The sequence below is a fragment of the Campylobacter sp. RM12640 genome (assembly GCF_020137595.1).
Taxonomy (GTDB): Bacteria; Campylobacterota; Campylobacteria; order Campylobacterales; family Campylobacteraceae; genus Campylobacter_E.
On sequence record NZ_JACGAU010000004.1, the window covers coordinates 40,066 to 60,688 of the forward strand.

22 protein-coding genes and 1 pseudogene are annotated in these 20,623 nt (G+C 28.5%); 6 read left to right on the forward strand and 17 right to left on the reverse strand.

Annotated features, from left to right (window positions below; genetic code table 11):
- Positions 1-61: 61 nt before the first annotated feature.
- From AVBRAN12640_RS02155 to aroQ, 10 genes and pseudogenes are all read right to left on the reverse strand, one after another.
- Positions 62-2,350, reverse strand: coding sequence for a flagellin N-terminal helical domain-containing protein (locus AVBRAN12640_RS02155; protein ID WP_336608640.1), 2,289 nt, complete (start codon positions 2,348-2,350; stop codon positions 62-64).
- A gap of 44 nt (positions 2,351-2,394) precedes the next feature.
- Positions 2,395-2,922, reverse strand: coding sequence for a TIGR00730 family Rossman fold protein (locus AVBRAN12640_RS02160; protein ID WP_214117266.1), 528 nt, complete (start codon positions 2,920-2,922; stop codon positions 2,395-2,397).
- A complete protein-coding gene (gene fliY, locus AVBRAN12640_RS02165; protein WP_214117267.1) occupies positions 2,919-3,734 on the reverse strand; it encodes a flagellar motor switch protein FliY in 816 nt (271 codons plus the stop codon). The genes AVBRAN12640_RS02160 and fliY overlap by 4 nt, the downstream gene beginning before the upstream one ends.
- Complete coding sequence (fliM, locus tag AVBRAN12640_RS02170; RefSeq protein WP_214117268.1) at positions 3,727-4,827, reverse strand: flagellar motor switch protein FliM; 1,101 nt, start codon at positions 4,825-4,827, stop codon at positions 3,727-3,729. The genes fliY and fliM overlap by 8 nt, the downstream gene beginning before the upstream one ends.
- Positions 4,820-5,515, reverse strand: coding sequence for an RNA polymerase sigma factor FliA (locus AVBRAN12640_RS02175; RefSeq protein WP_250325125.1), 696 nt, complete (start codon positions 5,513-5,515; stop codon positions 4,820-4,822). Before AVBRAN12640_RS02175 ends, fliM begins: the two co-directional genes overlap by 8 nt.
- A complete protein-coding gene (locus AVBRAN12640_RS02180) occupies positions 5,499-5,852 on the reverse strand; it encodes a hypothetical protein (RefSeq protein ID WP_214149799.1) in 354 nt (117 codons plus the stop codon). Before AVBRAN12640_RS02180 ends, AVBRAN12640_RS02175 begins: the two co-directional genes overlap by 17 nt.
- Before the next feature lie 5 nt (positions 5,853-5,857).
- The gene (locus tag AVBRAN12640_RS02185) at positions 5,858-6,724 is read right to left on the reverse strand and encodes a P-loop NTPase (RefSeq protein ID WP_214117271.1); all 867 of its coding nucleotides are present in this window, start codon (positions 6,722-6,724) and stop codon (positions 5,858-5,860) included.
- A 3-nt stretch (positions 6,725-6,727) separates the two neighbouring features.
- A pseudogene (gene flhF, locus AVBRAN12640_RS02190) lies at positions 6,728-7,966 on the reverse strand (flagellar biosynthesis protein FlhF); the annotation flags it as partial.
- 39 nt (positions 7,967-8,005) lie between these two features.
- On the reverse strand, positions 8,006-8,485 hold the full coding sequence (folK, locus tag AVBRAN12640_RS02195; protein WP_214117274.1) for a 2-amino-4-hydroxy-6-hydroxymethyldihydropteridine diphosphokinase: 480 nt from the start codon (positions 8,483-8,485) through the stop codon (positions 8,006-8,008).
- Positions 8,485-8,970: a type II 3-dehydroquinate dehydratase gene (gene aroQ / locus AVBRAN12640_RS02200; RefSeq protein WP_336608638.1), complete on the reverse strand. Its 486-nt coding sequence runs from the start codon at positions 8,968-8,970 to the stop codon at positions 8,485-8,487. The genes folK and aroQ overlap by 1 nt, the downstream gene beginning before the upstream one ends.
- Before the next feature lie 194 nt (positions 8,971-9,164).
- Between aroQ and flgK the strand changes: the two genes are divergently transcribed.
- Positions 9,165-11,015, forward strand: coding sequence for a flagellar hook-associated protein FlgK (gene flgK / locus AVBRAN12640_RS02205; protein WP_214117278.1), 1,851 nt, complete (start codon positions 9,165-9,167; stop codon positions 11,013-11,015).
- Between the two features lie 34 nt (positions 11,016-11,049).
- The gene (gene der / locus AVBRAN12640_RS02210; RefSeq protein ID WP_214149802.1) at positions 11,050-12,456 is read left to right on the forward strand and encodes a ribosome biogenesis GTPase Der; all 1,407 of its coding nucleotides are present in this window, start codon (positions 11,050-11,052) and stop codon (positions 12,454-12,456) included.
- Positions 12,457-12,475: 19 nt separating this feature from the next.
- On the opposite strand, the gene AVBRAN12640_RS02215 is transcribed toward der, so the two are convergent.
- Positions 12,476-13,471: a cation diffusion facilitator family transporter gene (locus tag AVBRAN12640_RS02215; protein WP_336612948.1), complete on the reverse strand. Its 996-nt coding sequence runs from the start codon at positions 13,469-13,471 to the stop codon at positions 12,476-12,478.
- 118 nt (positions 13,472-13,589) lie between these two features.
- On the opposite strand from AVBRAN12640_RS02215, the gene AVBRAN12640_RS02220 reads away from it, so the two are divergent.
- From AVBRAN12640_RS02220 to AVBRAN12640_RS02235, 4 genes are read left to right on the forward strand one after another with little or no spacing between them, the layout of a single operon-like run.
- Positions 13,590-13,967, forward strand: a complete 378-nt coding sequence (locus AVBRAN12640_RS02220; RefSeq protein ID WP_250325158.1) for a winged helix-turn-helix transcriptional regulator — start codon at positions 13,590-13,592, stop codon at positions 13,965-13,967.
- 59 nt (positions 13,968-14,026) lie between these two features.
- Positions 14,027-14,809, forward strand: a complete 783-nt coding sequence (locus AVBRAN12640_RS02225) for an MBL fold metallo-hydrolase (RefSeq protein ID WP_336608620.1) — start codon at positions 14,027-14,029, stop codon at positions 14,807-14,809.
- A 10-nt stretch (positions 14,810-14,819) separates the two neighbouring features.
- Positions 14,820-15,008: a heavy metal transport/detoxification protein gene (locus AVBRAN12640_RS02230; RefSeq protein ID WP_336608619.1), complete on the forward strand. Its 189-nt coding sequence runs from the start codon at positions 14,820-14,822 to the stop codon at positions 15,006-15,008.
- Positions 15,005-16,963, forward strand: coding sequence for a heavy metal translocating P-type ATPase (locus AVBRAN12640_RS02235; RefSeq protein WP_336608618.1), 1,959 nt, complete (start codon positions 15,005-15,007; stop codon positions 16,961-16,963). Before AVBRAN12640_RS02230 ends, AVBRAN12640_RS02235 begins: the two co-directional genes overlap by 4 nt.
- A gap of 17 nt (positions 16,964-16,980) precedes the next feature.
- Here the strand turns inward: AVBRAN12640_RS02235 and AVBRAN12640_RS02240 are convergent, their stop codons facing one another.
- Genes AVBRAN12640_RS02240 through AVBRAN12640_RS02265 form a run of 6 tightly spaced genes read right to left on the reverse strand, consistent with a single transcriptional unit; the run spans position 16,981 to position 20,619 of the window.
- The gene (locus tag AVBRAN12640_RS02240) at positions 16,981-17,448 is read right to left on the reverse strand and encodes a tRNA (cytidine(34)-2'-O)-methyltransferase (RefSeq protein ID WP_336608617.1); all 468 of its coding nucleotides are present in this window, start codon (positions 17,446-17,448) and stop codon (positions 16,981-16,983) included.
- Positions 17,441-18,502, reverse strand: coding sequence for a CCA tRNA nucleotidyltransferase (locus AVBRAN12640_RS02245; protein ID WP_336608616.1), 1,062 nt, complete (start codon positions 18,500-18,502; stop codon positions 17,441-17,443). The genes AVBRAN12640_RS02240 and AVBRAN12640_RS02245 overlap by 8 nt, the downstream gene beginning before the upstream one ends.
- The gene (locus AVBRAN12640_RS02250) at positions 18,502-18,870 is read right to left on the reverse strand and encodes a CiaD-like domain-containing protein (RefSeq protein ID WP_214117842.1); all 369 of its coding nucleotides are present in this window, start codon (positions 18,868-18,870) and stop codon (positions 18,502-18,504) included. Before AVBRAN12640_RS02250 ends, AVBRAN12640_RS02245 begins: the two co-directional genes overlap by 1 nt.
- Entirely contained in the window at positions 18,867-19,109 is a 243-nt protein-coding gene (locus AVBRAN12640_RS02255; RefSeq protein WP_214117843.1) for a hypothetical protein, read from the reverse strand. The genes AVBRAN12640_RS02250 and AVBRAN12640_RS02255 overlap by 4 nt, the downstream gene beginning before the upstream one ends.
- Positions 19,109-20,146: a 3-isopropylmalate dehydrogenase gene (gene leuB / locus AVBRAN12640_RS02260; protein WP_214120498.1), complete on the reverse strand. Its 1,038-nt coding sequence runs from the start codon at positions 20,144-20,146 to the stop codon at positions 19,109-19,111. The genes AVBRAN12640_RS02255 and leuB overlap by 1 nt, the downstream gene beginning before the upstream one ends.
- The gene (locus AVBRAN12640_RS02265; protein ID WP_214117845.1) at positions 20,143-20,619 is read right to left on the reverse strand and encodes a 3-isopropylmalate dehydratase small subunit; all 477 of its coding nucleotides are present in this window, start codon (positions 20,617-20,619) and stop codon (positions 20,143-20,145) included. Before AVBRAN12640_RS02265 ends, leuB begins: the two co-directional genes overlap by 4 nt.
- Between the last annotated feature and the right edge of the window lie 4 nt (positions 20,620-20,623).

A 20,623-nucleotide genomic window follows, 5' to 3' on the forward strand; every position in this document is an offset into this window, starting at 1 on the left:
CCCGAAACTAAAATAAAATAATATAAATGAAACAAATATAAATATAAATTCTTTTTTCATCTTACATATAATTTAATAAGCTTAATTTTGAAACCTGCGCACTAGCTTGCAAAGTAGCTTGTAAGGTAATTGTCGCTTGCATTAGCATTAATTGGCTTTCTACAGGGTCTGAATTAAGAACCTTCGCCTTAACTTGTTCAACATTTACTTTCATTAAATCTGCTCTATCTTGAGAATTTTGAATACTTGTTTGAGTTGCACCTATTTTTGTATGAACTTTATTAATATGATCTTGTAAATGGTCAATCCTTTTTAAAGCTCCTTGAATACCAACACTTTTTAACAATTCAGGATTATTACTATCTGCTCTATAATTTCCATTTCTAACAGCTTCTATCATCTTATCAAGGTCTTTTATAATATCAACCCTACCTTCATCAACAATTAAAGTAGAATTTGTATTAAAATTAAACAAATCTCCCTTTTTAGAACCTTCAGCAATTGGCAAACCATTAGCATCATTTCCAAAATCAAATTCATCTTTATTCATAGTATTAGCGTCAAATATAGCTAAATCTATTTTAGTAGTAGTCGCACCTTTGTCTATTAAAGTCATTTGACCTTTTTCATTAAGACCTACATCAACTGAATTTTTAGAATTAATTAACAGCCTTTCTAATTCTGCTTTATCATCATTATTTAAAATCATAGGAGAATTAGCTTGATTTGGATATTTTGGCACTAATTGATAATCTTTAGTTGGGATATTATCACTAGCAAACATAGAAATAACATCTCCTAATTGCTTATATGTTATATTTTCAGGATTTGTCTTAACACTATCTGAAATATGCTGATTATTATCATAAACCACATTTGTAATAGGTAAAGTTACCTTTTTATCTTGACCATTTTGTTTATAACTAGCCGTTGCAGTGCCTTGAGTAATATTAAAATCTATTGAATAATGTACCTTATTTTTTGAAGTAATTTCTAGTTTTAAAACACTATCAGGTCTTGTAGTATCATTTGGATTTAGCTTTAATGTTCCTTGCGAAGCCTCAACTAATTTAGTCTCATTAGTAGCTACATTATTATTTTTATCTACTTGAGCTATGTTTGAGCTTAAGATATTATCTTTTTTACTAAATAAAGACCTAGAATAATCAATCCCATCACTAGTAAAAGAAGTATCTATATTACCTGTATTTGTAAATTCTAAAACAAAAACATTATTATTATTTCTTAAATCATTTGGATTAGTTACACTTGCTAACTCACTTTTAACAGGAAAAGGAATGATAGGCATTGGTGGTGTATCAGGTATTTTTGGTGGATAAATTTGTCCGAAATCATCAGCCTTAGCAGTAGCTGCAAACATAGAAAAATTAATTCTACTTTCTTGATTTTTTAAATCAGTAATTTCTATTGTTCCATTATTGCTAAGCGTTACATCTACTACTTTATTTTCTTTAGTATTTCCGTATAACTCACCTATTTTATTAAGCATAGCACCAACATCTTCACTAGCACCCATCTTAAACTTAGCTTTAAAACTCTCACCATTTCCCTTAGTCCCACGAACATAAAAATAAGTATCAGGAAATCTTCCTTCATCATTTTTTAAAAAATGATCATTCACATTAAGTTCTTTTCCATTAGCTTGTGGTTTTAAATATTCTTTACCAATTAAGTCTTTAATCTTACTATCTTGAGTAATATAATGCACTTCTTCTGGTTTATTAATATCATATCTTCTATCAACCAAACGAACATTTGTGCTGATTATTTTTTTGTAATCATTATCAACACCTTTCATAAGCTCCTGACCTGAAATATTGTAATCATTATACACATTAGACCCTAGTAAAACTTGCATATTTTCATCATTGCCATAATAATTACCCTTTTCATCAAAAGGCTTAGTCCCAACATTAGTTCCACTGAATAAATATTGTCCGTTAATACTTGTATTTGCAATATTTACAATATGATCTCTTATTTTTTGTAAGTCATTTGCTAAAGCGTTTAAAGAAGTATCAGAATGAACTTCGTTTGCACCTTGAATTAATTTGTTTTTAAATTGGTCTAGTGCCTTACTCATTTCATCTACTGCTTTATCAGAGTTTTTTGTAATATTTATAGCTTTACTAGCAGCTTCGCTAATTTGCTGAAATGTAGAAATCTCATAAACAAGTCTTGAACCTTCTGAATAAATTCCAGCGTCATCATAAGATTGATTAATCTTCAAACCACTTGTTAATTGGTTATTTGCGTCATTTATCATATTTTGCTGACGCTGAAAATTGCCTAAATTTTGTGAATAAATATAAGAGCTTGTTATTCTCATTCTTTTTCCTTGTTAATAATCTTTAGGGTATATCGGTAAAAAAATTATTTTATTAAGTCTAAAACTTCACTAGGTGTATTTGCTATGCTAAAAATATTTAAAGAACTCTCATCAATTGCACCGGAATTTAAAAGTGTATTTTTAAAAAAATCAACTAATGGTTTAAAAAATTCTTCGTTATATAAAATGATTTTATAATTTCTTAATTTTGTTTGAGCTAAGGTTAAAACTTCAAATAATTCATCTAAAGTTCCGTATCCACCAGCACAAACTATCATTACATCATTTTGCATTAAGGCTTTTTTTCTTAAAGATAAATCGCTAAATTCAATAGATTTAGTGCAATATTCATTTAATCTTTGTTCCATTGGTAATTTTATATTAATACCAATACTCTCAACCCCGCCAACTAAAAAAGCAGCTTTATTAGCAGCGTGCATAATACCACCGCCACCACCTGTAGTAATGCTATAGCCGTTCTTTGCTAGAACTTCACTTAATTCAAAAGCGTCTTTATAATATTTATTATTTTCATCAAATCTAGCCGAGCCAAAAATTGTAACTGATTTCATCTAAGACTTTCTAACCTTTCTTTTTTATCTCCGATTTTAGTAATTTGCACACCAAAATTTCCATCAACAATAACAACTTCTCCTTCAGCAAAACATTTATCCCCAACTAAGATTTCTAAAGGGTCATTTGCTAATTGGTCAAGCTCAATAACAGAACCTATATCCATTGTTAAAACATCTTTTAAAAGCATTTTTTTACTACCAATTCTAACTCTAATCGGAAGCTTTACATCCATTATTAAATTAATATTTTTTAACTCACCCAAATCCATTTTAGGCGCACTTACTTCGCTTTCTTTTGTAGAATTTGAATTAGGATTTAAAAGCTTATAAGCTTTTTCATTGATAGCAAGACTTATTTGCTCATTTAAATCATTGATATTTACATCATAAAAATAAATTTTATAAAACTTAGATAAATCACACTCATCAGTCAAAAACTCACATTTTTCTAAGCTAAAATTAAACTTAGGTAAATCTTTTTGTGCATTTAATGAAGTTGAAAATGCTGAAAATATATTGCTAATTGCTTCTTTGCTAGCGTCAAGCTCATCTGTGCCTAAATTCTCATTCATTGAGATTTCTTCTTCGCCCATCATCCATTCAGAAATCGCACTCATTAAAACAGGACTTGATAAAAATGCAAATTCTTTATCTTCGCTTTTAAAAACAGCTTTTAAAATAGGTGGTTTTAAGGCATTGTTTTTAATATCAAACTCACTATATTCACTAAATCTAGCACTTTTTCCTGTAAGCCCTTCAATAGTGGCAATACATTCATTTACAAATAAACCTAAAAACTCATCAATCATCTAATTTTTCCTCATCTTCCATTGACAATTCTTCTTGAATTTCTACTACTTTATCAAATTCTGCAGCCTTTGTTTTACGCTCTAATTCATAAGCTTCAAGTATGTTTTTAACCTCATCTTTATCAGTTTTAATTAAATCTAAAATCTTAATTGATTTTTGGTATCTATGAATACCAAATTGAGCTAAAAATACATCTTTTCCATCAACGCTCACAATAGCTTTATCATCAGCATTTCTATTTAATTTAATAATATTTCCATTCTCAAGTCCTAAAAATTCTTCTACGCTAATAAAAGCCTTACCTAAAATCACTTCATAGACCATATCAGCACGACCTACTAAGGTTTTGATTTCTTTATTTCTACTTTTTTTAGCACTTGTTTCGCCTAGCATTACATCACGATTTGCTAAACGACCTAAAATTGGTTCTAAATAAATTACAGGATAACAAATATTAATCATACCGCTATTATTACCTATAGTAAGCTCCATAACAACCATTATTACTATTTCGTTTTGGCTTACAATTTGGACTACACTTGGGCTACTTTCTTTAGCTTCTACGCTAGGATACATATCAGTAATTATTGACCAGCTTTCTTTAAGCCTACCCATCATAATTCTTAAAATACTATCAAGTAAGTTAATCTCAATATCTGTTAATTCTCTATTTTTTTCACTTCCTTCTCCAGCTCCGCCTAATAATTTATCAATCATAGGAAAGGCAATACTAGGATTTATCTCTAAAACACAAGTTCCATCTAAAGGCTTGATTGAAAAAACATTAAAGCTAGTAGGATTTGGTAAAGACATCAAAAACTCACCATAAGTCATCTGATCAACTGAATGTAGCTTTATTTCTACCATACTTCTCATCATTTGAGAAATTTGAGTAGCAAGGCTTCTTGCTAATTTATCATGAATTCCTTTTACTGCACGAAGTTGTTCTTTACTAACACGATTTGGACGCTTAAAATCATATATTATGATTTGCCTTTCATCGTTTTCTTTCTTTACTTCAGGGACACTATCGGCTGAATCAACGGAATTTAAAAGTGCGTCTATTTCTTCTTGAGATAAAATATCAGCCATCAATTAGCCTTTTTCTTAATGTATTAATTACCCTACTTTGCAACTGCGATACTCTTGATTCGCTAATTTGCAAAATTTCACTAATTTCTTTTAAACTAAGCTCTTCATAAAAATATAACTGAATAATCAATTGTTCTCTTTCATTTAATTCTTCTAAAACTTCGGTAATTTTTTCTAATAAATTTTCTTTATCAAGTCTTTCATTAGCGTCTTCATCGCTTAATACTTGTAATTGTTCATCTAATGGAACGATATAGCTAATTGATTGTGCCAATCTTGCTTCTTTAATCTTATCTATATCTATACCTAATTCACTTGCTAAATACTCATCACTTGGTTCTTCATCAAAATCATTTATATAATCATTTATTATTTTTTCTATATCTTTTACAATTTTTCTATTGCTTCTGCTTAAAGTATCAAGACTTCTTAAAAAATCAAGCATAGAACCATATACTCTTTTTCTAGCATATCCCCAAAAATTATCATTTTGTAAATCATCATAGCGTCTTGCTAATTTGATTAATTCTTCAGTCCCAACACCTATTAAATCATTAACATCAACACTAGCAGGCAAGCGTTCTTTTAATCTAAATGCCATAGCTCTTAATGCTGGTTGATATTTAACAGCTAATTCATCTTGAGCATTTCTTAAAGCACTTGCATACGCATTAAGCCGCTTTTGCATTATATTTCCTTGCAGGTTTTGTTTGCTTTTTGATAATTTCTAATTCACTTTCTACACTCTGAATAATCTTATCCATTCTATTTTCTCTAATTTCAAGCTCTTTTATAAAATGATTTGTAGTATTTTCATAAGCAAATTTATCAAAATTCCTACTACCTAATTTCTTTGCATCAACAAAATTAAGAACAACAAGGTGAATTAAAATATAAAAAACAAAAGTAGTAAATAAGGTAAAACCTATCATCATAAACGGATCATCAATCTTAAATACAGCACAAATAAAACCTATAAAAAATCCACAAACTGTAACAAAAGCAATATAATTATCCGTTCTCATATACCTTAAATCCTATCAATTAATCTTTTAAAAAAGCTTTTTATATTTCCTGAATCAGAATCTTTAAGCACATTTCGTTCCAATCTTGATAAAAGATTATTAGTAGCTTTTTTTAATTGATTAGTTTCTCTTGACGAACTTTGAGAAAACAAAACTCTACTTTTAATACAATCAATAACATAAGCAGAGCTTTCTAAGTATCCTAAATATTTTAATTCAGGATTATTTTTAATATTTGCTGATGCAACTTTTGAAATATTTGTAAATAAATCTAGTGCTTCTTTTTCGCTTTTTACCACATTAAAAAGCATTAAAAAATCATTTCTTACATCAGAAGTAACTTTAATAGTAGCATAAGCATCAGTAATTGCAGCAGGATCAGGTGTAGTTACAACAATAACTTCATCAGCAATTTCTAAAAAATGTAAAGTAGTTCCACCAATACCAGCACCCGTATCAATTATCAAAAAGTCTAAATCTTCTAATAATTCAGCATCTTCTAAAAAAGCGTCAAAATAACTTGAATTATTGTATTTTAAAATCTCTCCACCACTATCACCTGGGATTAGTTTTAAATTCGGTTTTACTTGTTTAATAATATCAGCTAGTTTGCATTCTCCTTTTAAAACATGTAATAAATTTTTGCCTATTTTTACATTTAAAATCACATCAAGATTTGCAAGACCAATATCAGCATCAAAAAGACCTACTTTATATCCATCATTTGCAAGTAAATTAGCAATATTAGCACTTATTGTGCTTTTGCCAACCCCACCTTTACCACTTGTAATTGCAATAAATTTTGTATTTTTCTTATTTACTTTATGCTCATTTTTCATAAGCTCATTTAATTTATCAGCTTGTGTTTGCATAATTTATCCTTTAAATCCATCTAAAACGCATTTAATTAAATACTCGCTATTAGCTACTAAAATATCATCAGGGACATTCTGACCTATTGAAAAAAACGAAACAGGTTTTTTAATATTAAAAATTAATGAAAAAATATTACCAAAAGCTCTAGTTTCATCAAATTTTGTAAGTATTAAAGTATCAATATTTAAAGCATTAAAAGCATTAAAAGTCTCTTCCATATCATCATACTTCATACCTGCATTTAATACTAATGCAACTTCAATTTCACTCTCACTAGCCTTTAAATAACTTTCTAATTTTTCAATTTTTGTTTTATCATATTGAGAATTACCGGTTGAATCTATTAAAACCACATCATAACCACTTAAAGTCTCAAGGTTTTTATGTAAATCTTCTTCGGTTGATACAAATGCAATTGGTAATCTCATAGTCCTAGCATATTCAGCTAATTGCTCTTTAGCACCTAGTCTAAAATTATCAAGTGAAACTATAGCAGTTTTGTATCTTTTGCTTCCGTATGCGTATCTATAAGCTAGTTTAGCCAATGTTGTAGTCTTGCCAACCCCTGTTGGGCCAACTAACATAATTATTTTTTGTTTTCTAATAGGTGCATCAACTCTGCAAGGTATCATACTCTTAAGTAAGGTTGTAAAATATCTAGTAATTGCTTCTTTATTACTCAATAAAGCTTTTGGCATATTTTTAAGAGTTGCTCTCATAATTTCATCTAAATGAGTTTGTAACATATCACTTTTTTTTGCTTTATCATAAATTAATGCAAACTCAGGTGGAATTTCAAGATTATTTCTAGCAGGAGCAAGTTCTCCCCATCTCATACTCATTAAATAATCTACTTTGCTATTTAACTCATTTAATAATTGCTTATCATCTTTTGTCTTATTGCTAGAATTAGGATTAAACTTTAATCTAGATAATTCTTTTTTAGAATTTAAATCTTGATTAAGTGGTTTATTTTCATTTTGATTTTGCTTATTTTCTATAGCTATTTTTCTATCAAAATTATCGCTTTTAAATTCTTTTAAACTATTTTCGTAGTGTAACGCTGCTCTTTTATTTACAATTGGTTGCTTTTTTTCTTTTGTATCATTAATAGCTACAACTACTTCTACCATAGCAGGGCTTGTTGGAGTTCTTCCTTCTACTTGAGTTACAGCAACTATTTCAGCTTCATCTCCATAATAATCTCTAACATAAGCTAAATAATCTTGTCCTTTTTCTACTCTAAAACTATCTTGCCTAATTGCCATATTTTTTCCTTACATTGTTCCTAATACTAAAGTTATACTAATCCTATCTTCTGCACCATAATGTGGTAATACTAATCTCTTATCGCAATATGTTTTTTCACTAAAATAAACAATATCTAAATCAAGAGTTCTAGGTGCATTTTTAAAACTTCTTGTCCTATGAAAAATATTTTCATAGTGTTGTAAAACTTTTAAAAGCTCTCTTGCGTGAAGACTTGTTTTAACAAACATTAAAGCATTTGTAAAATCTTTTTGCTCTTTATACCCAAAAGCTTCATTTATTAATAATGCTGAAGTTTGAATAATCTTAAATCTTCTATCAGATTTTAATTTTTTAAATAATCTTACAAATCTTTCACACTCAGGCTCTATATTACTACCAAGAGAAATTAAAGCTAAATATTTATAAGCTTTATTATCCTTGCTAAAATACGGATAATACTTAATCCTTTTAAAATATCTCGCTTCATTTATCTTGATATTTGGCATTAAGCGTTATTTGCTTTTAGTGCTTCTTCTTGAGCTGCTATAAATGCTCTTTGTTGTTGAACCATTTGAATAGCACTAAGTAATGCTAAATGATAACTAAATGGTCCAAAACCACTAATAGTTCCAGCACATACAGGACTTAAGAAACTCTTAGCTCTAAATTCTTCTCTAGCATAAATATTGCTAATATGAACTTCAATTACAGGCATTCTAGTAGCTGCTATTGCATCAGCAATCGCAATTGATGTATGAGTATATCCACCAGCGTTTATAATAATTGCATCACAAGTTCCTACACACTCTTGAATTTTATCAATTATTTCGCCTTCATAATTGCTTTGATAAAACTCTATATCAACATTGCTTTCTTTAGCAGCTAAACTCATTTGTTCATGTATTTGAGCCATAGTCATAGTTCCATAAATTCTAGGGTCTCTTTGACCTAACATATTTAAATTTGGTCCTTGAATTACCATTATTTTCATATTTCTTCCTTTAATAAATATTTTAATGTTGGATTATAAGTTTTTAATTTTAATATAAGTTATTAAAAAATATTTTTTAAATCAATATCTAAAAAAAAGAATTTCAAATAAATATAAAGATTAATAAAATTTTTACGATATGGAATATATTTTGCTAACAAGCTTAAATCAAGTTAAAGTTTTAAAGGTTAATTATGAGTATATTTTCAACACTAAATACAGGTGTAAGTGGTCTTGGAGCTGCACAAGTTCAAATATCTACAACAGGACATAACATTACAAATGCAAACAATCCTTATTATACTAGACAAAGAGTGGTTCAATCAGCAGCAGATGCTTTACATGTGCCAGCTGGTGATATTGGACTTGGAACTAAGGTTGATAAGATTGTAAGAATTCACGATGAGTATGTTTTCACAAAAATGCGTGATAATACAAATAATTTTGAACATACTAAATATCTAAAAACAAAACTTGAAGAAGCAGCACAAAGATTTCCTGATTTAAAAGATGTTGGAATTTTAAATGATTTACAAGCTTATCAAAAAGCTTGGAATAATTATGCTAGCAACCCTGCTGATGGTGCTACAAAAATAAATCTAGTTCAAGTAGCAACAACCCTTGCAAAAGATATAAAAGCTACTAGAGATGATATGTTTAAAATGCAAAAATCAGTAAATGATGATGTAGTTTTAACTATTGAAGAAATAAATAGAATTGGTAAGGATATTTCTACAATTAATGCTCAAATAGCGGCAAGTGAGAGTGCTGGTGATTCTATGGCAAATGATTTAAGAGATAAAAGAGATGAATTAGAATTAAGACTTTCAAAACTCGTTAAATCATCAGTTTTTAAAGAGAATTTAGAACAAAATGCTTCATTTGATACAAATATAAAAGATGGAAGCATAGATTATCATTTAAATATTGAAGGTTTTTCTATAGTTGATGGGACAACATTTCATCCATTAAGAATAGATAGTGTTGCTGCAGGAAGCCCTTTTCAAAGGATTTATTATGAGCTTCAAGATGGAACTACTGCTGATTTAACTTCTAAATTAAGTGGGGGACAATTAGGAGCTCAACTTGATTTAAGGGGTCGTGAGTTTAATACCCAAACTAATGGATTTGATGATGGTATTTTGCAAGATTATATAAACAATCTTGATTCTTTTGCAAAAACTATGATTACAGAAACAAACAATATCTACTCAAGAGCAGCTCAAAAGCAAATATTATCAAATGAAATGTCTCATCTAAAGAGTGATGATATTATTATGAATGCAGATAATAGATTAAAAACAGGCACATTTGATTTAATCGTATATAACGATAATGGTAAAGAAGTAGCAAGAAAAACAATCACTCTTGATACGAGTACATCAATGACAGGTGGAGTAAGAAGTTCTAGTTTATTAGAAAAAATTAATTCTAATACAGATGATAATAATGATAATAACAATTTAAACGATTTTGATGATTATTTTTTAGCTGATTATTCTTATGATGAAACAAAAGATAGTGGTATTTTTAGTCTTATTCCTAAACTAGATGGATTTAAAGTAGGCGTAGAAGATCATGGCACTAATTTTCCTGGAATTTTTGGTCTTGGGAAATTCTTTGAAGGCACTAATGGTAGCAATATAAATGTAGATACTAGCCTAAGACACGACCCAACTTTACTTAGAGCAAGTAGTTCTGGTGCTGATGGAAATAACGATGTAGCAAATGCAATCAATCAACTTCAATATAATAAAATTGATTTTTACGATACTAAAGGAGAAAGCACTCAAGCTACTTTTGAAGGATTTTATAGATCTTTAACAACAGATATAGCAAGTCGTGCAGAAAACAATAATACTTTATACAAAACAAACGAAGCTATCTTGGCTAATGTAACAGCAGAATTTCAATCAGTAAGTGGTGTTGATATGAACGAAGAATTAAGCAATCTTATGAAATATCAAGCAAGTTTTGGTGCAAGTGCTAAAATCATCACAACGGTTGATAAAATGTTAGATACTTTGCTAGGACTTAAACAATAATAGCTAAAATGAGCTTTTTTAATAAAGGATATATATGCAAAAAATAATGTTAATAGGAAAGCCAAATGTTGGCAAAAGCTCACTATTTAATCGCTTGGCAAAAGAACGCTTAGCGATAACTTCTGATATTAGTGGCACTACTAGAGATACTAATAGAAAAATAGTTGATATTAATGGAAAAAAGGCTATTTTAGTAGATAGTGGTGGGCTTGATGATAAAGATGAATTATTTCAAAATGTTAAAAAGAACACCTTAAAAGAAGCAAAAGACGCTGATATAATCGTTTATATGGTAGATTGTAAATTGGGTGCAAATGATGATGATAGGGCTTATTTTTATGATTTATTAAAGCTTAAAAAACCAACAGCTTTAGTAATTAATAAAGTAGATAGTAAAAAAGATGAAGAAAGAAGCTTGGAATTTACTCGTTTTGGATTTAAAAATGTATTTAATATAAGCGTATCTCACGCAACGGGAATTGATGAATTAAATGATTTTTTAAGCTCACATTTGCGTGATACTTTCGTGCCTGATAATTCAGAGCTTAGCTTAGAAGATTTCTTAGATGAAAACATAGCTGGTGAATATGATGAAGAAGGCATTAATGAAGTTAGCGAAATTGATGAAAATCATATAAAAATCTCAATTTTAGGGCGTGTAAATGTAGGCAAAAGCTCACTTTTAAACGCACTTGTAAATGATGAAAGATGTGTTGTAAGTAGCATTGCAGGAACTACGATTGACCCTGTAAATGAAAGTATTGAATATAATGGCAAAACACTTGAATTTGTTGATACCGCAGGAATTAGAAGAAGAAGTAAAATTTTAGGTATAGAAAAATACGCTCTAAATCGCACCGAAAAAATGCTAGAAAACTCTCAAATCGCCTTGCTTGTATTAGACGCTGCTGAAGGATTTAACGAGCTTGATGAAAGAATAGCTGGGCTTTTAGGTAAGAATTATTTAGGCGTGATTATAGTTTTAAATAAATGGGATTTATGTGGTAAGAGTGATAAAGAATTTGATGAAGTTTGCAAACATTTAAGGCTTGATAGATTTAAATTCTTAGCCTATGCACCTATTATTAGCGTTTCAGCACTTAGTAAAAAGCGTATTAAAAATCTTTTAGATTTAATCTTAAAAGTGCATTCAAACTACATTCAAAAAATCCAAACTTCAAAACTAAATCAAATCATAGAAGAAGCTTGTCTAGCTCATCCATTGCCACACGATAAAGGCAAACTTGTTAAGATTTATTACGCTACTCAATATAGCGTTGCACCACCAAAAATAGCACTTGTAATGAATAGACCAAAAGCACTTCATTTTTCTTACAAACGCTATTTACAAAATGTATTAAGAAAGCACTATGATTTAAGCGGAGTTCCATTAATCATAGCAGCTCGTAAAAAAGGCGAAAAAGAATTAATTGAAGAGTAATTAGGAAGTTAATTCCTAATTATTCGCTAATTTCTGGCTGAATAGTAATATGATGTATATTAAACTCATTCTTAAGTAAAGCATTAAGCTTTTGTAAAACACTTTTAAACTCATTTAAATCATCTAAGATTATATGAGCTGTTAGTATATGATAATCTTGAGATATTGAATGAATGTGTATATCGTGAATATCTTTTATATTTAAATCTTGCTTTAATATAAATTCTTTTACTTCACTAATCTCAATGAATGAACTCTCAAGTAAAATATCTAAGCTTTGTTTAAATAATGATATAGACCACTTAGCAATTACTAAAGCTATTAATAAAGCTAGTATTGAATCAATAAAATAAAAATCAGTGTAATAAACAATAATTCCACCAATAATAATTGCAACAGAACTAAGTAAATCACTTAGCATATGAATTAGACTTGATTTAATATTTAAATTACTTGTATCAGCTTTCATTAATAATAAAGCACTAATTATATTTGCTACAAGTCCAAAGCAAGATACTATAAGCATAGTCTTTATATCTATTTTACTTGGGTTTAATAGTTTTTCAATAGCTTCATAGATGATAAATATAGTAAATATAGCTATCATAATAGCATTTATAAAAGCAGCTATTATTTCACTTCTATAATATCCATAAGTTTTTTTACTATCTTGTTTATTAATAAATATTAGTGCAATAAAACTTATTATCAATGCAAAAGCGTGTGTTATCATATGAAGTGCATCACTAATTAATGCTAAAGAATTAGCTAAATACCCATAGATTAATTCAGCAAACATTACTACAAAAGTTACTATAAAGCTTAATAACAATGCTTTTTTATTCTTAGTAAAATCATAAGAATGAGTATGAGAATGATTGTGGTGTTCGTGGGAGTGATTAGAATTATGGTGTGAATGATTATGGGAGTGGTTATGGTGTGAATGATTGCAAGAATGATTGTTTGAATGTTGTTTTATTGGTTTATGAATTAAGTCTTGATAGGTGCAAGTCATTGTTGTTCCTTTAAATCTAGTTTTAAGATAACTTTAATCCTTTTTAATTTTTATGATTATAATTCATATTTAAGTAAATGTAAATTACTTACGAATTTGTAAGTATAAAGGAGTTTTTATGCAAATAAATATGAATAATGTAACCTGTCCTTTGCAAGTAGCTGCAAATATGATAAATGGAAAATGGAAAAGCATAATCATTTTTCAATTAAGTTTAGGTAATTCTTCTTTATCAAAATTACAAAAAGATATAATTGGAATTAGTCAAAAAATGCTTCTTGAACACTTAAATCAATTAAGAGAAAATGGCTTAGTAGATAAAATAACTTATGATGGCTATCCACTAAAAGTAGAATATTTTTTAACAAATCGTGGAAAGCAAATGTTAAAAGCTATTATTATTTTTCAAGAAATAGGCATTGAAGTTTTAAAAGAAAAGAAATTATTTAATGCTTTAAATGAAAAAAGCTTATCATACATACGAAAAAGTAAGTAATTTACAATTATTTTTAAAAAAGATAATATCTATCCTTTAATTTAAATTAAGGAGATTTTATGAATACAAAAGTTCAATTAATTAGAAGCGCTTGTGTAAAAATCACTATAAATAATGTGTGTTTTTTAATAGACCCTATGTTAGCACCAAAAGGCACTTATGAAGGTTTTGCAAATACTTATAATTCACATTTAAGAAATCCTTTAGTGGATTTGCCATTTAGTTTTGAAGAAATTATAAATGATGTAAATGCTGTAATAATTACTCATAATCACTTAGACCATATAGATGAATATACCTGTAAAAAATTAGATAAAAATATTAAAGTTTTCGTTCAAGATAATCAAGATTATAATTATTTTAAAGATTTAGGATTTAAAAATCTTGATATTTTAAGCGATACTTTAGAATTTCAAGGAGTAAAACTAACAAAAACTAAAGCAAAACACGGAAGCGAAGAAATATATAAAAACGAAGAATTAGCAAAGCTTTTAGGTGATACTATGGGAGTTATTTTTAGTGCAAAAGATTGCAAAAGTGTTTATTTAATAGGAGATAGTGTTTTAACAAAAGATGTTGAAAATACTTTAAAACAAAATTATGATATTGTTATTGTAAATGCTGGAAATGCTATGGTTTTAGGATTTGATGATAGTATTATTATGAATGAAAACGATATTAAAAATATTGCTAAAATATCAACTAGCAAGATAATAGCCGTTCATTTAGAAGCTATTAATCATTGTGTTTTAACTAGAAAAGCTTTAAAAGAATTTGTAAATAAGAATAATTTAAGCGATAGAGTTTTAATCCCAGATGATGGGGAAAGCTACAATTTTTAAAGGAGATAAAATGAAAAAATATGAAATTTTTAATGTAAATTGCAATCATTGTGTAAATAAGATAAAAAATGCTTTAGAAGAAGATTTTGGGGTAATTAATTTTAGTGATGATTTAAAATATATTTTTATAAATGCGAATAAAGAAGAATTTGAAGATGAGCTTTTAGAATTAGGATTTAGATTAGGTAAATTAGTATGAAAAATATAAGGCTTTTTATTAACGGAATGCATTGTGTAAATTGTGCTAATTCAATCAAACAAGAAGCCTTAAAATTAGGCGTAATAGATGCAAGGGTTGATTTTATCAATAAATTTGGAGAATTTAGTGTAAACGATGATTTTGATAGTGAAAAGCTAATTTTTACTATCAAAAAACTAGGCTTTGAAGTAAGCTTAGAAAAAATAAATGCAAAAAAAACTTACGAAGGCATTAGGCTAATTTTTTTAGCGATTTTTAGTGTTTTAACTTTTATTGATTTTAGCTTTTTATTCTCTTGTGTTTTTGCAAGTTTGGCTATTTTACTTTCGCTTGATTTTTATAAAAGAGTAATATTTCATAAAAGCTATGGAATGGATTTACTTGTAGTGCTTGGAATTAGCATTAATTATTTTTATTCATTTTTTAGTATTCATCATCATTTCTTTTTTGAAAGCACTTTTGTCTGCTTTGTGATTAGGCTTGGAAAATTTATTGAAAATAAAGCAAAAGCTAAAGCAAATTCTTTAATCACACCAAGCAAAATCCCTACAATAACCCTAGCAAACAATAAAATAATAAAAGCAAATCAAATAAATAAAGATGATGAGCTACTTATTAAAAACGGCGAAGAAATCTTAGTAGATGGAATATGTCTAAATGAAGCCTTAATTGATGAGAGCGTTATTAGCGGAGAAAGCTTTAGTCTAAGCAAAAAAATAGGAGAATTAGTTTATGCAGGTAGCATTAATAAGGGCGAATTATTAAAGATAAAAGCAACTAGCACTTATTATGAAAGCTCACTTGAAAAGCTTAAAGATGAAGCAATGAAAGCTAATAATAAGGATTTAAAAGCCTTTAAATTAGTTGATAAGATTAGCAAATATTTTGTATTAATAATTTGTATAATTGCTAGTATTACAGGACTTGTTTGGTATTTTATAGATTCTTCTAAGGTGTTTTTTTATGTTAGTAGTGTGTTGTTAATCTCGTGTCCATGTGCCTTAGGACTTGCAATTCCTATGGTAATAGTAATTTGCATTAATTTATGCTTTAAAGAAGGAATAATTTTAAAAAATCCAGAGCTAATTAACTCAATAAAAGATATAGAATGCTTTGTTTTTGATAAAACAGGCACACTTACAAATTCCGTGCAAAAAATATCACACGATTTAAGCGAAGCTGATTTTAGGCTAATTGCAAGTATTGAAAATACTCAAAATCACCCAATAGCTAAGAGTATTACGAATAATTTTACTGATTTTTTAGATTTAAATGGAACTTGTGCTTTAAAGGATAATTCTTTAATTTATACTGATGAGAATTTAAAAGTAGAAATAAAACCTTGCGAAAATGAGTTTTTATGCTATAAAAATGATTTATATTTAGGCAAAATTACTCTAGAAAACGAAATTAATGAAAATGCAAAAGAATTAATTAGCTTTTTAAAATCACTCAATAAAAGAATAATAATAATTAGCGGAGATAGTAAAGAAAGAGTAGAAAATCTAGCAAACAAACTAGAAATTAGCGAATATTATTTTAGAGTTACACCTGAAAATAAAGCTGCAATAATAAAGAATTTAAACGCAAAAAGCGTATTTATTGGGGACGGGGCTAATGATATTAAGGCATTAAGAACGGCTAATTTTGGTATATCATTTAGCAACGCAAATGCAATTGCTAAAAATAAAGCCGATGCGATATTGCTAAAAAATGATTTGATTAAAATCATAAAACTTTTTGAGATTTTTGATAAAGCTTATAGTAAGATTAAGCAAAATTTATTCATATCGTTTTTTTATAATTTCATAGGAATTGCTCTAGCTTGTGGGGTTTTTAGCGAGATTAATTTGCATTTAAATCCTGCACTTTGTGCTATGCTTATGAGTATTTCATCGCTTGTTGTGGTGTTTAATTCTTTGCTTTTGTTTAGAAAAAATAATTTATCTAGTTAGTAGTAACTAGATAAATACTAAATACTAAAATTTTTAAAATTCTGCCTTAAGGCTTCCGAGCTTAAAAACGCAACGCTTTGAGCTAGATTAAGCGACCTGCCATAGCTTTTCATAGGTATTAAAAATGTGTTTTCATTACTTAAAATCTCTTTAATTTCAGGCTGTGGCAAACCAAAACTCTCACTTCCAAACACTATAAAATCTCCTTCGCTAAAATTAGCGTTAAAATAAGGATTTTTTGATTTTGTGCTAGCGAATTTCATTTTAGCAATATCATTATTAGCTAAAAAATCCTTTGCATTATCCCAAAAAATCGGCTCAAGTTTATCCCAATAATCAAGACCTGCGTGCATAATCTTTTTACTTGAAAAGTCCAAAAAATGAGGTCCAACAAGATGCAATTTAAAACCTAAGTTATAGCACATTCTACCTATTGTCCCTACATTTCCTGCAATTCTTGGCTCAACTAAAACTATATTAAACATTTTTCATATACTCCTTAATGGCTTTTTCTTCGCATATTAGTGCTTCTTCTTTTGAGCTAATATTTTCATATACGACTTTTATTTTGTCATTATAAATTCCTAATTCTTTAGCTCGTTTTACAATATCCTTATTTAGTCCAAGCCACTCTCTAAGCGGCATTTTAATAGCAATTTTGCATAAATTATAGTCATTTAAATCATTAAAATTTGGCTCTTTTGTTAAAAAGAAAAGCATTTTTTTATAAGGCATAAATTGATAATATATATTAAAATAATCAATAAAATAAAAAAACATTAAAGCAAATCTTTTTTCCTTACAAACTAAATTCTTATTATCTTTAATCTTTTTTAAAACAGCAAAAAATTCATATTTGCTAACGCTAAAACCAAAACATTTTTCAAATAATTTTAGCTTATACAAATAATAAAGCCCAATTTCAGGGTATTTTGCTTCAAATAATTTTATTAATTCATTATAAATTCTATCCTTGCTAAGGTTTGAAATATCAATTTTTTTTAGATACCTTAAATCCTTTTTCTTAGTCTTTAGCTTAAATCTTGCGATAAATTGAATAAATCTTAAAAGCCTTAGCGAATCTTCTTTGAATGTAGAATAATTCACTATTCTAATTAGCTTTTTTTTACAATCTTGAATGCCTTTATGTAAGTCTATTATTTCTTGTGTAAAAATATTAATCATTATTGTATTCATACGAAAATCTCTTCTAAGCGAGCCTTTGTATATGCTTTTTTCAACTTTTACACGAAAATCCGTATGTAAATCGCCTGTTTTTTTCTCTGTTCTTGCAAGTGCTAAATCATAATTTGCTTTTTTATATACAAAAAAACTTTTGCCTACACCTAAAGCGTTTAATTCTTTAGCAATCTGCTCCATTTTACTAGGACTTACATCATAAATCTCTATATCATAATCATTTGTATTATTACTTAGATAAATATCTCTAACACAACCACCCACAAAATAAGCTCTTTTTGTGTATTTTGATAAAATTGATTGTATTGTTACAAAAGTCTCATCATCCCAAGGAAGCATTAATTTTTTAAACGCTCTTCAATACTTGCTAGTAAAAATTCTATAAAAGATATTGTTATTTCTAATCTTTTTTGTAAATCTTCTTCATTTTGCTTGGTGTTTAAAGCTTCAAAAAGAACTAAAATTCTTTCTTTAATTTTCAATAAATATTGCTTTTCATAAGTTGATAGCATAGCTGTGCTAGTAGTTTCTTTAGCTCTTTGAATATCTTCAATCTTAGCTATTATCTCTTCTTCGCTACTGATTTCATTTACTGCTTTTACTTCATTTATTTGCTCTTCTTCAGTTTTTTCATATTCTTTTTTAATCTCTTCTGCTGCTACTTGAGATAATCTATCAATCATTTGTGATAATTCTTCATTATTCATATATTTATTAGCCACCTTTTAAACTCATTATATTCTTGTTCGCTTTTAGCATTCATAAAAAAATCATACATTAATAAATTAAGCTCAAGTTTATGCACCTTAGCACCACTTAATCTATAAATACCTTCTTTAGCTGCTTGATTGTTTTTATCACGCTTTAAAATATTTTTATATATTTCAAGGGCTTCTTCTCTTAGCCCTTGTTCTTCATAAATCTTTGCTGCGGTAATTGTTTGCATTAGCAATACTTCGCTACTAATTCGCCCATTTCTTGGGTATTTAATTTAATTTTTGCATTAGCTAAATCAGCACATCCATAGCCTTCGCTTATTACTCTTTTTACTGCATTTTCTATTTTTGATGCTGATACTTCATCGTTTAATGCAAATCTTAACATCATAGCAGCACTCAAAATTGTAGCAATTGGATTTGCTATGCCTTGACCAGCAATATCAGGAGCACTTCCGTGAATTGGTTCATAAAGTCCAACTTTTCCACCTATACTAGCACTTGCAAGTAGTCCGATTGAGCCAACTACCATACTAGCTTCATCACTTAAAATATCTCCAAATAAATTCTCTGTTAAAATCACATCAAATTGCTTTGGATTTTTAATAAGTTGCATAGCAGCATTATCTACATACATATAGCTTAATTCAACTTCAGGATAATTTACAGCCAACTCATCGCAAACTTCTCTCCATAAAGCCGAAGTTTCAAGCACATTAGCTTTATCTACCATACATAATTTTTTGCGGCGTTTCATTGCACTTTCAAAACCAATTTTTGCAATTCTAATTATCTCATCACGAGTATAAACCATTGTATTATAAGCTCTATCTGCTAGTTTTTCTCTAGGTTGTCCAAAATAAATTCCACCCGTTAATTCTCTTACTACAAGTAAATCAACGCCTTTTACAACACTAGCTTTAATAGTGCTAAGCTCTTCAAGTCCATCATATACAAAAGCAGGACGAAGATTTGCAAATACTCCTAAAGCTTTTCTAAGTGCTAATAATCCACTCTCAGGTCTTAAATGGCGTTCTAGCTTATCCCATTTTTCTCCACCAATTGCACCAAATAAAACTGCATTAGAATTTAATGCTACATCAATAGTTTCTTGTGGTAAAGGAACTCCAACAGCATCAATCGCAGCCCCACCCATTAAGCATTCAGTATATTCTAAATCAGGGCGAACTACTTTTAAAACTCTTATAGCTTCATTAATTATTTCAGGGCCTATTCCATCGCCTTTAATTACACAAATTTTATTCATTTTGCAACCTTACTAGCGTATTCAATCAAACCACCCGCATTTAATAATTCTTGCATAAATACAGGGATTGGATTTATTTTATAGCTTTCGTTTTTTGTGATATTTTTAATAATTCCATTTGTAATATCTATATCTAACTCATCATTTTCTGCAATTTTATCAGTATCGTTGCACTCTAATATTAAAAGTCCAGTATTATATGCGTTTCTATAAAAAATTCTCGCATAAGTTTTTGCGATTACACATTTAATATTTGCAGCTTTAATAGCAATTGGTGCGTGCTCACGACTAGAACCACAGCCAAAATTCTCTCCTGCAACTATGCAATCATTTTCTTTAATTTCTTTAAAAAATCCAGGTCTAGCATCTTCCATAACATAACTAGCTAATACTTTTTCATCACTTGTATTTAAATATCTTGCGGCTATGATTAAATCTGTATCTATATTATCGCCAAACTTAAAAACTCTCATTAAA